The organism is Sphingomonas sp. dw_22, assembly GCF_018449795.1.
Classification (GTDB): domain Bacteria; phylum Pseudomonadota; class Alphaproteobacteria; order Sphingomonadales; family Sphingomonadaceae; genus Sphingomonas.
On sequence record NZ_JAAVVE010000047.1, the window covers coordinates 19,986 to 33,972 of the forward strand.

The following is a 13,987-nucleotide window of genomic DNA, read 5'->3' on the forward strand; positions in this document are numbered from 1 at the left end:
GGGCGCGGGCCGGGGCAACTTGATCGCGCGCGCCCAAGGTCCATAGTGCCGGCAAAATCGGGAGAGAACGCCATGAAGCTCGTGATCCTGCCCGCCGCGCTGCTCGCGCTCGGCATGCCCCTCGCCTTTGCCCAAACCGTGCCGCCCGCGATCCAGACGGCGCTGGCAGATTCGGCCCGTCCCGCAACCGACACGGAACGCGACGTCGCCCGCCATCCGGGCGAGATACTGGCCTTTGCCGGGATCAAGCCGGGGCAGAAGGTCGCAGACTTCGTGATGGGCGGCGGCTATTGGACGCGCATCCTGGCGCGCGCGGTGGGCGATCACGGCCATGTCTATGGCTATCAGCCGGCCGAGTTCACCAAGGGCAAGCTCGACGATGCGGTGCTGGCGATCCCCGGCACCTACAAGGACGTCACCCTCTCCAACACGCCGTTCGCCGACCTCGCCTTTCCCGAGCCGCTCGACGCGATCGTCACCGTGCAGAACTGGCACGACCTGCATCTCAAGCGCTTCCCGGCGGACCTCTCCGCGACGGTCGCGGCCAGGCTCTACGCGGCGCTCAAGCCGGGCGGCGTGTTGCTGGTCATCGACCATGCCGCCAATGCGGATCCGGCCATGGCCGCGCCCGACACGCTCCACCGCATCGATCCGGCAGCGGCGCGCGCCGAGATCGAGAAGGCAGGCTTCAAGTTCGAGGGGTCGCTGCCGCTGCTGGCCAACCCCGCCGATCCGCACACGGCCAAGGTGTTCGACCCGTCGATCCGCGGCAAGACCGACCAGTTCGTCTTCAAGTTCCGCAAGCCTCGCCAGGACTGAGGGCTTTCCCGCGAAGGTTAAGGCGCAAGCTCATAAGCTGGTGGCCGCTTCCGATCCGATTGCGGATCTAAATCCCTCTCCCCGCCCCCCTCCCCAAAGGGGAGAGGGAGAAGAAGCCAGGATGGCAGCTATCCACCAATCCCCGTCATTCCATTTGCCCTGTCAACGGTGGCGGAACTCCGGAAGCCGCTATTCCCGTGCCGCATTCTCCAGCCGCTGCGCTTCGGCTTCGATGCGCTGCATCTGGGCCTCGGCGCGCGCCTTGATCGCTTCCGCCCCATCATCGCGGCCGGCCGAATGCCAGACGACCGCGAGCATCGCCACGATCAGCACGATCACCAGCGCCGTGCCGAGGCGGAGCCAGCGCATGGCTATGCGGCCTCCCGAAGCCGGAGCACCATGGTTCCAAAGGCGCGACGGAATTGCATCGCGCCGTCTTTAAGGGATTTCATCGGCCGGGCAACGCCCGCCCCCGGACCAAAGCTCAGTTGAGCCGGCCCAGGCCCGCGATCGTCTGGTCGACCAGCGCCTTGTCGGCGTCGGCGCCATGCTTCTCGGCGATGATCGCGGCGGCCGCCCTGGTCGCGGCATCGGCGGCCTTGGCGCGGATCGCCTGGAGCGCGGCGCGCTCGGCGGCGCCGATCTTGTCCTCGGCCATCTTGGCGCGGCGCGCGGTCAGATCCTTGGCGTCGGCCTCGGCCTTGGCGAGCACGCCCTTGGCCTCTTCCTCGGCATGGGCGAGCATCGCGGCGGCCTCGTTCTCGGCACCGGCGATCTTGCGGGCATATTCGTCGCGCAGCGCCTCGGCCTCGGCGCGGAGTTGCTTGGCATCCTCCAGCCGCGTGCGGATCGCCGCGATCTGATTGTCGAGGCCGCGGGTCACCAGACCCGGCACCTTCTTCCACAGCAGGATCAGGATGAACGCAGTCATCGCGATCGAGACCCAGACGGTCGCGTCGAGCCCGAACACCGACGGATCGACCTCGTGCGCCGCGCCGCCCGGGGCTTCCGTGGTCGCCGAATGGGGAGCCTGTTCAGCCATTGAGCGCCGCCTTCACTGCCTTCTTGGCCTCCGCGGCCGTAACCTTGGTGCCCGACAGGCGGGAGACGATGTCCTTCGCGGCATCGGCCGCGACCGCCTCGATCTCCGCCATCACCGCGCTGGTCGCATCGGCGATGCGGGTTTCCGCCTCGGCCATGCGCGCCTCGTTCTGGGCATTGCCCTTGGCGAGGGTCTTCTCGGCCGCTGCCGCACCCTTGGCGCGGGCATCGGCGATGCGCTTCTGCGCCGCCTCGCGCGCGGCGTTCTCCTCAGCCCGCCAGCGCTCCTCGGCCTGGTCCGCCGCCGCACGGGCAGCCTCGGCCGCCGCGAGATCGCCGGCGACCGACTGGTCGCGCTGGTCGATCGTCGACAGCACCTTGGGCACCATGAACTTGCCCACGACGAAGAAGACGAAGCCGAACGTCACGAGCAGCCAGAAGATCTGCGACGCGAAGGTTTCGGCGAGCTGGGAAATCTGAGGCATTGCTATCCCATCCAGATGCGGGCCGGCGCAGGGCCGGCCCGAACCGGAAAATTCAGGCGACGAAGATCAGGATCATCGCCACGACGAACGCGAGCAGACCGAGAAGCTCGGCGGCCGCGAAGCCGATGAACAGGCGGCCCTGCTGGCCGTCGGCCGCGCCGGGATTGCGCAGCGCGCCCTCGAGGAAGCTGCCGAACACGTTGCCCACACCGATGGCGGCCATGCCGGCGCCGATCGCCGCGAGACCTGCACCGATCAGCTTTGCTGCTTCTGCGTCCATTTCAAATAACTCCTGCTTCGATTTCGTTGGTTGGGTAAGATAAACTCAGTGCAGATGCTCGGCGTCGTTGATGTACAGCGACGTGAGCAGTGCAAACACATAGGCCTGGATGCCGGCGACCAGTATCTCCAGCGCCGAGATGCCGACCATCAGCGCGAAGCTGGGGATGCCGACGCCCAGGCCCGGGATGATCCCGGCATTGCTGGCGTTGATGACGAAGCCGGCCAGCACCTTCAGCAGGATGTGCCCGGCGATCATCGCCACGAACAGTCGCAGGCCCAGCGAGAAGGGGCGGACCATGAAGCTGACGAACTCGATCACCGGGATGAGCCAGATCAGCCACAGCGGCGTGCCGTGCGGCACGAACAGCGAGAAGAAGTGCAGCCCATGCTTCCAGAAGCCGACGATCAGCACGATCGAGAAGCTCATGATCGCCAATACGCCGGTCACGGTGAAATGGCTGGTGAAGGTGAAGGGATGCACGCCGACCAGGCCGAAGGGCAGCAGGCCGATGATGTTGCCGAACAGGATGAACATGAACAGCGAGAAGATATAGGGCAGGTATTTCCGCCCTTCCTTGCCGACATTCTGCGCGAGCAGCGCATCGATGAAGCCGACGAAATTCTCGACCAGCATCTGGCCGCGAGTCGGGATCACCTGGCGCTTCATGCCCATCAGCATGAACGCCCAGAGCGCCACCGCGGCCACGCACATCCACAGCGCCGAGTTGGTGAAGGCGATATGGTGCCCGGCAATGGTGAAGCCGGGATCCCAGATCGTCTGCACCTCGAACTGATGCATCGGGTCGATCTTGCCTGATTCAGCCGCCACGCTTGTCTGTCCGCCCTATTTAGCCAAAGCGCCCGAAGAGTCACTTCGAGCGCTGGTTCGAAATCCGAATGATGTTCCTGAACGCCGCTATGATGCCCAAGAAGAGCAGCGCGAGCAGGAGCCATGGGGAGGTTCCCAGAAACCGATCGAGCACCCACCCGATCAGCGCACCTCCAGCCATCCCGCCGACCAGTTCGGCCAGCACGCGATTGCCCAGGTTGTAATCCGCCTGGCCTTTATCGGTGCCCCCGCCATTCCTGATCGCCTCGTCCGATTTTGCTTGCCGCAGTCGCTCGTCGAGCGAGTTGAGGCGCGCATCCTCTTGGAGGGGTTCCAGTCCGGGCTCGTTTTCGGCCATTTCGCCTCTCCATTTGCCGTCTCCGGCAGGGTCCAGCGCATGTACCAAGGGCGAGCCCGCCAAGGCAGGGGCCGTTTAGGAAGGGGGGACGGTTAAGTCAACACCAGCGATCCGCTCCCCTGCCCGCAGCAACGGCCAAGTGCTCGCAGCGGAGGATTCGGCGCGGACGGCCTGGGGAGCGATTCGCAATCGATCCGATCGCCAAACGAAAAGGCCCGGAACGCCGATGGGCGTCCGGGCCTTGGAACAGCACCGGGCAATGTGCGCCGTGTTTTCCCACGGCGCACCTGCCGGCTACCGCGTCACATCTTGATCGAGCCTTCGAGGCCGAAGGTGCGCGGCGCGTTGAAGTTGCCATAGTCGCCAAGCACGCCGCTGATGCTGCCGGTGAGGCTCGGCAGGCTGTTCGACGGATCCCGGCGATAGACATAGGCTTCGTTGAACAGGTTGCGCGACCAGATCGACACGGTCAGCCGCTTCGCACCGTCGCCCAGGTCGATATCGGCGAGCGACAGCCGCCCGTTGACGATGAACGAGGCGTCGTTCGTCGTGGCATATTGGTCGAAGGTCTGGGTGGCCTGCGAATAGTTCGCGTCGAGGTGCAGCTTGACCCTCATATTGGCGACCGGGACGGCATAGTCGATCGCGCCGCTTGCCGCGTTGCGCGGCGTGAACACGATATAGACGTTCTGCACGACCCCGGTGAACGGGTTCAGCACCGGCGGGATCTTGGTGTAGGTATAGGCATAGGAGCCGGTGAGGGTCAGGCCGTTCACCGGGTTCACGGTCAGATCCGCCTCGATACCACGGATCCGGGTGATGCCGGGGGCATTGATCGTCTCGACCGTGTTGCGATTCGTATTGGTGATCGGATCCGACGAGACCGAGCTGAAGTCGATCTGGCTGCCCTTGCGATCCATGATGTAGCCGGCAAGGTTGAGCCGGGCGTGGTGGTCGAAGAATTCGGTCTTGGCGCCGATTTCATAGGACTTGGCGTCTTCCGGCCCGAACTGGCGATAGGTCACCGAGCGCGAGCTTGCGCCGCCCGCGCGATAGCCGGTCGAATATTTGGCGTAGAGGTTGATCCCCGGTGCCGCGTCCCAGGCCACCGTCGCCATCGGATTGAAGCGGCTGGTCTTCTGCGAGAAGCAATAGAGATCGCAGGGACGCGCGATGTTGTTGACCGTGAAGAGATAGCCGCTCTTGTCGTCCCAGGTGCCGCGCCCGCCGACCGTCAGGTGCAGCGTGTCGATCGGCGAATAGGTCGCCTGGCCGAAGATCGCATAGCTCTTCGAATGGGCCGAGCTGGCGCGGTCGATCGAGCGGTGGCCCGGCTCCTGGCTGGTCGGATCGTTGATCGTGTAGCCGGTGCCGGTCGCGTTCCAGGTGTTCGAATTCGGCGTGGCCGCATCGTCATTGGCGGATTCGTTGAAATAATAGAGGCCGGCGGCGTAATCGATCTTGTCCAGGCTGCCGACCGCCTGGAATTCCTGGCTGAACTGGTGCTGGTAGAGATCGGCCAGGCTGTAGCGGCTGAACGCGCCGCCGGGCGCATAGGTCGGCACGCGGTGCGCGCCGCCCGAATTGTCCCACTGGATCGAGCTGACGCCGCGCCAGGCCGTGATCGAGCGCAACTGGAGGTGCGGCGCGACATCCCAGGCGAGATGGGCGGTATAGCCATGCGTCTTGTCGACGCTGGGCTGCTGCGGCACGCCGATATCGGCGGTCTTCATCCGCGTGTCGCCATCGACCACCACGATCGACGGCACCGACGGCACGGTGCCGGTCAGCGTCGCGAAGTTGGTGCCGGGCAGGCTGCAGGGCGAGTTGGCCGCCACGGCGCCCGCGACGCAATGGTTCGGGTTGACGTTCAGCAACTGGCTGTAGAACGCGCTGTTCGCGTCATAGCCGACGTCATAGGCGAAATCGGCGGTGAAGCTGCTCGACGGCTTCCACTGCGCATCGGCGCGCAGGCCGCGGCGGTCGAAATAATTCCAGCCGGTCTGGCCGGCGAGCGGGTTCTTGATCGTCGGATCCTGATACTGGACGACGCCGTCCACCTTGATCGCGATATTGGCGAATTCGGGCAGGTCGATATGGGCATCGGCATTATAGCCGCCATAATTGCTCACGCCCGCGGTCATCCGCGCGTCGAACACCCCGGTCGGCGCCTTGGTGACGATGCTCAGCGCGCCGCCTTCGGTGTTGCGGCCGAACAGCGAGCCCTGCGGGCCCTTCAGCACTTCGATCCGGTCGACGTCGAACAGCGCGGCGTTCAGGCCGTGCTGGCGGCCGAGATAGACGCCGTCGACATAGATGCCGACGCCCTGCTCGCGCGCGGGCTGGTTGGCGTCGAGCGGCACGATGCCGCGAATGCCGATCGTCAGCGCGGTCTGGCGCGCCTCGAAGGTCGCGACGCGCAGGCTGGGCACCGCGCCGTCGGCCAGGTCGTACAGGCTCTGCACGTGCCGGTCGGCGATCATCTCGCTGCTCACCACCGAGATGGCGATCGGGGTTTCCTGAAGGTTCGTCTCGCGCTTCGTGGCCGTGACGACGATCTCGTCGATTCCGTCGCCCGGGGCCGCCTGGTCGGGCGACGCCGCCGGCGCGTCCGACGCCTGGGTCTGGGCCAGCGCCGGAGCTGCCGTGCATGCCAGGATGGAGACGCCCAGAAGCAGCCGCAGGCGCGTGCCCGTCTTTTGATGAAGCATTTTGATGGTTTCCCTTTTGGGGGGCGTCCGGCGCCCCTCACTCTTGATTGGGAAACGATCTAGGTAGGCCGTATGACGGCGCAGTTGCGAACCGGTCACCCCGGGGAATGCGGTCCGTGAAAGTTTCGAGACGGGATTGAGGCAGTTTTGTTTCAGCGCCCGAAGATCGCGCCGGAATTGCCTCCGCGCAGGGGAAACTATCCGAACGGCGCGCGCATGGCTATATCCAATCCGTCGCGGCGGGCACGCAATCGCTGCCCGGAGTTCGCGCGAATCGGTGGAGATCAGGCCGGATGCATCTGCTTATTGTCGAGGACGACCAGCCGCTGGCGACGATGCTGGTCCGCGATCTCGACGCGCTCGGACACCAGTCGGCGATCGTCGACAATGGCCGCGATGCATTCGCGCGCGTATCGAACGACCGGTTCGACGGGATCGTCGTCGATCGCATGCTGATCGGCAACATGGACGGCGTGTCGGTGATCCGCTGGCTGCGCGACGCCAAGATCGAGACGCCGATCATCATGCTCACCGCCTATGGCGCGCGCGACGAGAAGATCGAGGGCCTCGACGCCGGAGCGGACGACTATCTCGTCAAGCCGGTCGATGCGGCGGAGCTCGATGCGCGGTTCCGCGCGATCCTGCGGCGCCCGACGGATTCGCTCAACACCGGGATCCTGCGCGCCGGCGATATCGAGATCAACGTGCATAAGCACCGGCTGTGGCGATCGGGCCGGCCGATCGAGATCCAACGGATGGAGTTCAAGCTGCTGACCGAGCTGGTGCGCAACGCCGGCGGGGTGATGACCCGCCCCATGCTGATCGAGAAGGTCTGGGGCTATGATTTCGAGCCCAGGGCCAAGATCGTCGATTCCTACGTCAAGCGATTGCGCGACACGTTGCACATCGACGGGCTGGAAGACCCGATCGAGACGGTGCGCGGCGTCGGCTACATGATCCGCCGCTAGCCCCGCATGCGCCCCCGCACCCTGCGCGGCCTGGGGCTGGCGTTCCTGCTGGTGTTCGTCGCCACCGTCGCCCTGGTGGGCCTGTCGATCTATGCGGTCACGCATGACACGCTGGACCGCGAAGTCGACCGACGCCTCGCCAGCGAGGCTTCCGCTCTCGTCGGCGGATCGGCACGGCCGGACCTGCCGGCGATCGTCCAGCGCATCGAGGCGCTGGAGAGCCGCCGCGAATCGCGCGATGTCGGTTTCATGCTGGTCGATCGCGCCGGCCGTCGCGTGGCGGGCACGCTCGCCATCAGGCTGCCACCGGCCGGCTTCTCGCCGATCGATCGCGACGACCATATCCCCGGCGTCGTCCGGGGGCGCGCGCTCGTCGTCCCGGTCGGCACGGGCCATGTCCTGGCGATGATCGCCGAAAGCGAGCCGATCGACAATTTCGATTCGATCTTCATCCGCGTCCTGCTGCTCGGGCTCGGAACGATCACCGCCATGGTCACGATCGGGGTGATCCTCCTCACCACGACGATCCGGCGCCGCATCGCCGACATGCGCGAGGCCGTGGAGGCGATCATGGACGGCGACATGGATCGCCGGATGCGCGTCGATGCCTCGGGCAGCGAATTCGACAATCACGCGCAACTGCTCAACCGCATGCTCGATCGGATCCAGCAGCTCATGGCCGGCATCCGCCATGTGGCGCACGACGCGGCGCATGACCTTCGCACGCCCCTGTCGCGATTGCGCAACAGCCTGGCATCGCTGGCACGGCGCGCCCAGGGCGACCCTCTAGAGCCCGATATCGCCGCCGCGCTGGCCCAGAGCGAGGACATGCTGAGCCTGTTCGCGGCATTCCTGCGCATCGCCGAAATCGAAGGCGGCGATCGGCGCAGCGGGTTCGAACGGATCGAGCTGGCACCGCTGGTCGAGGATCTGGCCGCCGCCTACACCCCGGCGATCGAGGAACAGGGCCGGACGCTCCTGGTTCGCGCTGCCGAGGGCGTCAGGATCGAAGGCGACCGGCAGTTGCTCAACCAGATGCTGGCGAACCTGATCGAGAACTGCCTCTATCATACGCCATCCGGAACGACGGTCTCGGTATCGGTGTCGACGCTGGGAGGGCGCGCCACGATCATCGTCGCCGACAATGGCCGCGGCATCGCCGAGGGCGATCGCGTCGCCGCGATGCGCCGATTCGAACGGCTGACGATCGACGACATGCACAAGGGCCATGGCCTGGGTCTGCCGCTGGTCGCGGCGATCGTCCGCCTTCACGGCGGCGAGATCGCGCTTGGAGATGCAGACCCCGGGCTCAAGGTGACGATCAATCTTCCCGCAGCCTAGCAGTCAGATCCCGCGCGGCGTCTTCACCGACAAGCCGACCGCCAGGAGCGCGACGCCCTGAAAGATGAGGTCGACCGCCAATATCAGGCCAAGGATCCAGAGCGTGTTGACCGGCCATTCGAGGCCGATAATCACCGCCGCCGCGATGCTGGCGATCCCGGAAACCACCATCCAGCCCCGGCCCGCGACGCCGGCACCGATGGCGACCCATAGCCGCAGCAATCCCGAGAATCCCAGCGAGACGGCAAGGAACAGGGTCAGTACCGCCGCCGCGAACAACGGATCGGAGAAGACCGCGAACCCCGCCAGCAGATAGAGCACGCCGCTGAGCAGCCACAGGCCCGCGCTGCCCCATTTCCGGGTGCCGAAAGCGTGGAGGATCTGGAACACGCCGCCGACCAGCATCATCGCGCCGACATAGTAGGTGGTCGCGACCGTCGCGAGGAACAGGTTGGCCGAGGCGCAAAGGCCCAAGAGCACGAGCGCGGCACCCAGTGCCACCAGCCAGCCGCGCGCGGCCCGCAAGCCCAGAGGATCGCTGCCCAACCCCCATCGCGATTGCCGTGCAAACTCTGCCATGGTGCGTTTCCCTTCCCATGCGGGCAAGACCGCCCCGCAGGAGAGGGTTAGGAGGCCCCCACCGATCCGGCATTCCGTAACTATACCCATTGGTCGGCACGCATCACGCGTCCAGTGCGGAGATCATCCAGAGGCCGGTCGCGAGCCCGGCGCGGTATCGGGAGCAAAGCATGTCCAGTTCAGCAGCACAGCCCAATGCACGGGATTCCGGTGGTGGCGAGTCCGGGCATTTCTACCTGGTCGGCGGCGGCATCGCTTCGCTGGCGGCAGCGGCCTTCCTGATCCGCGACGGCGATATTGCAGGCCGCGACATCACCATCCTCGAGGAAACGGACCGGCTCGGCGGCAGCCTGGACGGCGCGGGCAACCCCGCCGACGGCTATGTCCTGCGCGGCGGCCGGATGCTCGAAAGCAAATATCTGTGCACCTATGATCTGTTTTCGTCGATCCCGACGCTCGACGAGAGCCGGACGGTCACCCAGGAGATCTTCGCCTGGAACGAGACGATGAAGACCTCGTCCAAGTCCCGCCTGTTCCGCGACGGCCACCGGGTCGACGCGCCCGCATTCGGGCTGAGCGAGGGGCATATCCTGACGCTGGAGCGGCTGGCGATCGAGCCCGAAGCGATGCTCAAGCGGACCAGCATCGCCGATCAGTTCGATCCTTCCTTCTTCCAGACCGACTTCTGGTTCATGTGGTGCACCACCTTCGCCTTCCAGCCCTGGCACAGCGCGGTCGAGTTCAAGCGCTATCTGGTGCGGTTCGCGCACATGGTATCGGGCTTCAACCATCTGCACGGCATCATGCGGACGGTCTACAACCAGTATGATTCGATGGTCCTCCCCCTCGAAAAATGGCTCAAGGCGCATGGCGTCCGCTTCGAGCTGGGCGTGCAGGTCACCGATCTCGTTGCCGGCGAAGGCCCCGGCGGCAAGCGCGTCGAGCGGATCCTGTGCCGGCGCGGCAACCTCCATGCCGAGATCCTGCTGAAGGAGGCGGACCGGGTGATCGTGACGCTCGGCTCGATGACCGAGGGGTCGAGCCTTGGCGGCATGGACCGCTCCGCCGATCTCGGAACCAAGCGGGATGGCGGCGCCTGGACATTATGGGAGAAGATCGCCGAGGGGCACCCCGAATTCGGCCGGCCGGCGGTCTTCGCTGATCATGTCGGCGAATCCAAATGGCTGTCGTTCACGACGACGCTGCACAGCCGGGATTTCTTCGATCTCGTCCGCGATCTCACCGGCAACGTGCCGGGCGAAGGCGGCCTCATTACCTTCCCGCAATCGAACTGGCTGGCTTCGATCGTGCTGCCGCACCAGCCGCATTTCAGCGGCCAGCCCGAGGACGTGCAGGTCTTCTGGGGCTATGGCCTCTCCGTCGACAAGCCCGGCAATTTCGTCCCCAAGCCCATGTCGGCATGCAACGGGCGCGAGATCATGACCGAGATCATCGGCCATCTCGGCGCCGCCGGCCGGACGGCCGCGCTTCTCGATACGGCGACCTGCATTCCCTGCATGATGCCGTTCATCACCAGCCAGTTCCTCCGCCGCGAGCATGGCGACCGCCCCGAGGTGATTCCGCAGGGCTGGACCAACCTGGCCTTCACCGGACAATATTGCGAGCAGCCGGACGACGTCGTGTTCACCGTCGAATATTCGGTGCGATCCGCGCAGACCGCCGCCTATCGCCTGCTGGGCCTCGATCGCGAGGCGCCGTCCGTCTTCAAGGGGCAATATGATCCGCGCGTGCTCTACCGGGCCTTTCGCGCGCTGCACGACATGGATGCCTGACCGCGCCTGGCAACCTGGTTCGGCTCAGAGCGGCCAGGAGAAGGACAAGGCGATCTCTCCCACGGCCTCCCCCGCCGCACCATAGCGACGCTCGACGATCATGCCGCGGCCTTGGTCGTCGATCGCCACCACCGTGCTGCAGCGCGTCCCATAGACCGGGTTGCGGATGAAGATCGGGGAGAGCGTCGGTTCCTGCGGAATGTCGGAGCGCATCGTCGGGCGCAGGCCGATATCGGGCAGGGTCTCTTCGCACAGGCCGTCGAGCAGCGCTTCCGGCCGGGAGGCACCTGCGACGATCCAGTCGAGCAGGATCTCCTTGAGCCGCATCGTCTTGGGCCAGGGCTCGTCGAGCGTGCCGTTGGACAGGCCGTAGAGGCCGGGCGCCAGGATGCTCCGGATCGTTTCCGGGCGGTTCGAAAGGAACCTGGCCTCCCCGCCGTCGGCCATAATCAGGTTGAACGGGTTGAAATCCGAAAGCCGCACCGCGCCGGGATCGGCATAGCTTCCCGAACCCGACAGCAGATCGGTCACGAGCGCGCCGCGCGATGCCCGGCCCGGTTCCGGCGCGCCATAGCCCCTCAGATTGGTGACGACCGCGAAGCGCCCCCGCTCCGACACGCCGAGCCAGGTTCCGCCCGATTGCAGATCCCTTCCCGCGAGCACATGATCCGGATGCTCCCAGCGCGCGAGCGGCGCGGCCGGACGCGCGTGCAGCTCGTCGCGATTGCCGGCCATCACCAGCCGCCAGCGGGGATGCGATCGCCACGCCAGGGCAAGCACGCACATCGCCTAAGCCTCGCCCGGCATCCGCGACCGGTCAAGCCGCCACCCATCGCCGCGCCCGGCGACATCGCGGATCGTCGCGAGGCGGTGCGCGATCACGAAGCTATGTCCCCGGATCGACGGCAATCCTTGCCGTCACCCCGTCACCGCCACGACATTGTCGTCGGAATTCCGATCGATATACGTGTTGTACGGATCGATTCCGGCAAAGGCCGGCTTGCGCTTCGAGAGGATGCGGATCACCTGCTGGCCCGATTTGACCGGCATGCGCTGCATCGCGATCACGTCCTTGGCGGCGAACGCGCCAAGGCCCGGGCGCGCATCGAATAGGCCGATCGATATCTGATCGGCGAGCGGCGCGGGTTTCTCCACGCCGGTGCCGCCGGCATAGAATTTGGCCGCATCCACCGTCAGCAGCGTCTCGAACGTCCCATCGGCCAGCTTGCGCACGCTCGCGGTCTTCGCCTTCAGGTCGTAGACGGTGATGCGATCGAGCAGATCGAGCACCAGTTCACGCTCGGCCGGATCGCGCGCGAGCGACAGGAAGCCGTTCACCAGATCGAGCGAGCGCGGATAAGGCTGGCTCTTGAAGCGATATTTGTCGAGCAGCTGCGCGAGCATGTGATTGACGCGATCCTCGCCGAGCCGGTCCTGCAACAGGTACATCACCACCGCGCCCTTGCGATAATGGATGTAGGGCTGGTTCTCGACGCGATCGAGCGGCAGTTCCTCGATCCGCTCCGAACCGCGCGAGCGCAGGTAATTGTCCAGCTCGTATTTCAGGAAGCGGCGAATCTTGTCCTCGCCATACATGTGCTTCATCACCATCAGCGCCGAATATTGCGCCATGGTCTCGACCAGCACCGTGCCGCCCTGCATGTCCGCGCTGATGATCTGGTGCGCCCAATATTGATGGCCCAGCTCGTGCGCGGTGACGTAGGTGACATAGTCGATGCTGTCGGCATCGCCATTGTCGGCGATGAAGCCGATGCGCTCCGAATAGGGGATGGTGCCGGCGAACGCCTGGGCGAAGGTCGCATAACCCGGGAACTCGATGATCCGGGCGTAATCGAACTGATAGGGTCCGAAATGCGCGCGATAATAGCCGAGCGATGCCTTCATCGCCGCCAGCATGCGATCGACGTTATAGGCGTGCTTGGGATCGTAGAACACCGAGAGGCGCACGCCGTCGGCCAGCTCGCTCTTCTCGACATAGCGCGCCGACTGGATCGAGAAGAAGGCGAGAATCGGCGCGGGCGAGACGAAATGCGCGGTGCGCCGGCCGTTCGCCGTCACGTCCGAAACCTTGTCGCCCGGCGCGATCGGCACCTGGTCGGCGCTAGTCGAGACGGTGATGTCCGAATGCACCCAATCGGCGTCGCCGACATAGTTGCGGCGCTGCGCGGAGATGTCCTCCAGCTTGGCCATGCGCAGTTCGGCCGGCAGCCCGTATTTGCGGCGCTTGACGCGATCGCTCAGCAGGCCGTCGCGGCCCATGCCGATCTGCGGCGCGAACTCCGAATTGTCGAGGAAGGTGCCGTTGCCCACCAGCCGGGTGTCGTCACCATTCGCGCGCAGGCCGCGCTGCCAGCGCTCGGTGCGGAAGGCGAGCGTGCCGGTGGCGCCGGGCGCGAGCGGTGCGGCGAAGCGATAGATGCGGTATCTGAGATCGGCATCGTCCATCGCCAGCCGGGCGCCGGGGATATCGATCGCCAGGATACGCGTGTCGGAATCGGTCAGCCGCACATGCAGTTCGCGGAGCGGCGCGCCGGTATCGTTGACGAAGCGATAGCTGCCGCGCGCCTCGGCCCGGCGCTCGGCGGGATATAGCGCCACGTCCATGCGGATATCGGTCAGCGAAGGCTGGAGCAGCTTCTCGTATTTGAGGTATTTCTTCTCGTAATCGGCGAGCTGCTTCTCGCGGTCTTCCTGCGTCCGATAGGTATTGAGGATATTCATGTTGTAATAGAGGAAGCCGCCCGTCGCGACGGCGACGAC

Annotated in this window: 14 protein-coding genes; 4 read left to right on the forward strand and 10 right to left on the reverse strand. The window is 65.6% G+C overall.

All coding sequences use genetic code 11. From position 1 onward, the window contains the following. Positions 1 to 72 precede the first annotated feature (72 nt). Positions 73 to 819, forward strand: coding sequence for a methyltransferase (locus HB724_RS17030; protein WP_256731588.1), 747 nt, complete (start codon positions 73 to 75; stop codon positions 817 to 819). Between the two features lie 189 nt (positions 820 to 1,008). Here the strand turns inward: HB724_RS17030 and HB724_RS17035 are convergent, their stop codons facing one another. The 7 genes from HB724_RS17035 to HB724_RS17065 form a co-directional block, all read right to left on the reverse strand. Beyond that, the gene (locus HB724_RS17035; protein ID WP_213982143.1) at positions 1,009 to 1,188 is read right to left on the reverse strand and encodes a hypothetical protein; all 180 of its coding nucleotides are present in this window, start codon (positions 1,186 to 1,188) and stop codon (positions 1,009 to 1,011) included. Between the two features lie 115 nt (positions 1,189 to 1,303). Further along, positions 1,304 to 1,861, reverse strand: coding sequence for a hypothetical protein (locus HB724_RS17040; RefSeq protein ID WP_213982144.1), 558 nt, complete (start codon positions 1,859 to 1,861; stop codon positions 1,304 to 1,306). Next, positions 1,854 to 2,345 (reverse strand): ATPase, encoded by a 492-nt coding sequence (locus tag HB724_RS17045; protein WP_213982145.1) that lies wholly within the window; start codon positions 2,343 to 2,345, stop codon positions 1,854 to 1,856. Before HB724_RS17045 ends, HB724_RS17040 begins: the two co-directional genes overlap by 8 nt. 52 nt (positions 2,346 to 2,397) lie before the next feature. Continuing rightward, positions 2,398 to 2,625 carry a F0F1 ATP synthase subunit C gene (locus HB724_RS17050; protein WP_044330387.1) on the reverse strand — a complete coding sequence of 76 codons (228 nt, stop codon included), beginning with the start codon at positions 2,623 to 2,625 and terminating at the stop codon, positions 2,398 to 2,400. A 45-nt stretch (positions 2,626 to 2,670) separates the two neighbouring features. Beyond that, the gene (locus tag HB724_RS17055) at positions 2,671 to 3,456 is read right to left on the reverse strand and encodes a F0F1 ATP synthase subunit A (RefSeq protein WP_213982146.1); all 786 of its coding nucleotides are present in this window, start codon (positions 3,454 to 3,456) and stop codon (positions 2,671 to 2,673) included. A 40-nt stretch (positions 3,457 to 3,496) separates the two neighbouring features. Further along, a complete protein-coding gene (locus HB724_RS17060) occupies positions 3,497 to 3,814 on the reverse strand; it encodes an AtpZ/AtpI family protein (RefSeq protein ID WP_213982147.1) in 318 nt (105 codons plus the stop codon). A 302-nt stretch (positions 3,815 to 4,116) separates the two neighbouring features. Beyond that, the gene (locus HB724_RS17065) at positions 4,117 to 6,525 is read right to left on the reverse strand and encodes a TonB-dependent receptor (protein WP_213982148.1); all 2,409 of its coding nucleotides are present in this window, start codon (positions 6,523 to 6,525) and stop codon (positions 4,117 to 4,119) included. Positions 6,526 to 6,818: 293 nt separating this feature from the next. On the opposite strand from HB724_RS17065, the gene HB724_RS17070 reads away from it, so the two are divergent. Continuing rightward, a complete protein-coding gene (locus tag HB724_RS17070; protein ID WP_213982149.1) occupies positions 6,819 to 7,493 on the forward strand; it encodes a response regulator transcription factor in 675 nt (224 codons plus the stop codon). A 6-nt stretch (positions 7,494 to 7,499) separates the two neighbouring features. Further along, positions 7,500 to 8,834 carry a HAMP domain-containing sensor histidine kinase gene (locus HB724_RS17075; RefSeq protein ID WP_213982150.1) on the forward strand — a complete coding sequence of 445 codons (1,335 nt, stop codon included), beginning with the start codon at positions 7,500 to 7,502 and terminating at the stop codon, positions 8,832 to 8,834. Between the two features lie 3 nt (positions 8,835 to 8,837). Here HB724_RS17075 and HB724_RS17080 read toward each other — a convergent pair whose 3' ends face one another. Further along, positions 8,838 to 9,359: a DUF308 domain-containing protein gene (locus HB724_RS17080; RefSeq protein WP_213982151.1), complete on the reverse strand. Its 522-nt coding sequence runs from the start codon at positions 9,357 to 9,359 to the stop codon at positions 8,838 to 8,840. A gap of 224 nt (positions 9,360 to 9,583) precedes the next feature. Here HB724_RS17080 and HB724_RS17085 point away from each other — a divergent pair, with 224 nt between their 5' ends. Next, positions 9,584 to 11,206, forward strand: a complete 1,623-nt coding sequence (locus HB724_RS17085; RefSeq protein WP_213982152.1) for an oleate hydratase — start codon at positions 9,584 to 9,586, stop codon at positions 11,204 to 11,206. Positions 11,207 to 11,230: 24 nt separating this feature from the next. Here the strand turns inward: HB724_RS17085 and HB724_RS17090 are convergent, their stop codons facing one another. Together HB724_RS17090 and HB724_RS17095 are read right to left on the reverse strand one after the other, a co-directional pair. Continuing rightward, positions 11,231 to 11,992, reverse strand: coding sequence for an NRDE family protein (locus HB724_RS17090; RefSeq protein WP_213982153.1), 762 nt, complete (start codon positions 11,990 to 11,992; stop codon positions 11,231 to 11,233). Positions 11,993 to 12,124: 132 nt separating this feature from the next. Next, a partial coding sequence (locus HB724_RS17095) for a M1 family aminopeptidase (protein WP_275956600.1) occupies positions 12,125 to 13,987 on the reverse strand: 1,863 nt, incomplete at its 5' end.

What these genes read in the sequence shown, in the direction of transcription:
- HB724_RS17040 (WP_213982144.1), bottom strand. Translation starts at nt 1,861, where the DNA reads ATGGCTGAACAGGCTCCCCATTCGGCGACCACGGAAGCCCCGGGCGGC.
- HB724_RS17065 (WP_213982148.1), bottom strand. Translation starts at nt 6,525, where the DNA reads ATGCTTCATCAAAAGACGGGCACGCGCCTGCGGCTGCTTCTGGGCGTC.
- HB724_RS17060 (WP_213982147.1), bottom strand. Translation starts at nt 3,814, where the DNA reads ATGGCCGAAAACGAGCCCGGACTGGAACCCCTCCAAGAGGATGCGCGC.
- HB724_RS17085 (WP_213982152.1), top strand. Translation starts at nt 9,584, where the DNA reads ATGTCCAGTTCAGCAGCACAGCCCAATGCACGGGATTCCGGTGGTGGC.
- HB724_RS17075 (WP_213982150.1), top strand. Translation starts at nt 7,500, where the DNA reads ATGCGCCCCCGCACCCTGCGCGGCCTGGGGCTGGCGTTCCTGCTGGTG.
- HB724_RS17035 (WP_213982143.1), bottom strand. Translation starts at nt 1,188, where the DNA reads ATGCGCTGGCTCCGCCTCGGCACGGCGCTGGTGATCGTGCTGATCGTG.
- HB724_RS17050 (WP_044330387.1), bottom strand. Translation starts at nt 2,625, where the DNA reads ATGGACGCAGAAGCAGCAAAGCTGATCGGTGCAGGTCTCGCGGCGATC.
- HB724_RS17090 (WP_213982153.1), bottom strand. Translation starts at nt 11,992, where the DNA reads ATGTGCGTGCTTGCCCTGGCGTGGCGATCGCATCCCCGCTGGCGGCTG.
- HB724_RS17070 (WP_213982149.1), top strand. Translation starts at nt 6,819, where the DNA reads ATGCATCTGCTTATTGTCGAGGACGACCAGCCGCTGGCGACGATGCTG.
- HB724_RS17045 (WP_213982145.1), bottom strand. Translation starts at nt 2,345, where the DNA reads ATGCCTCAGATTTCCCAGCTCGCCGAAACCTTCGCGTCGCAGATCTTC.
- HB724_RS17030 (WP_256731588.1), top strand. Translation starts at nt 73, where the DNA reads ATGAAGCTCGTGATCCTGCCCGCCGCGCTGCTCGCGCTCGGCATGCCC.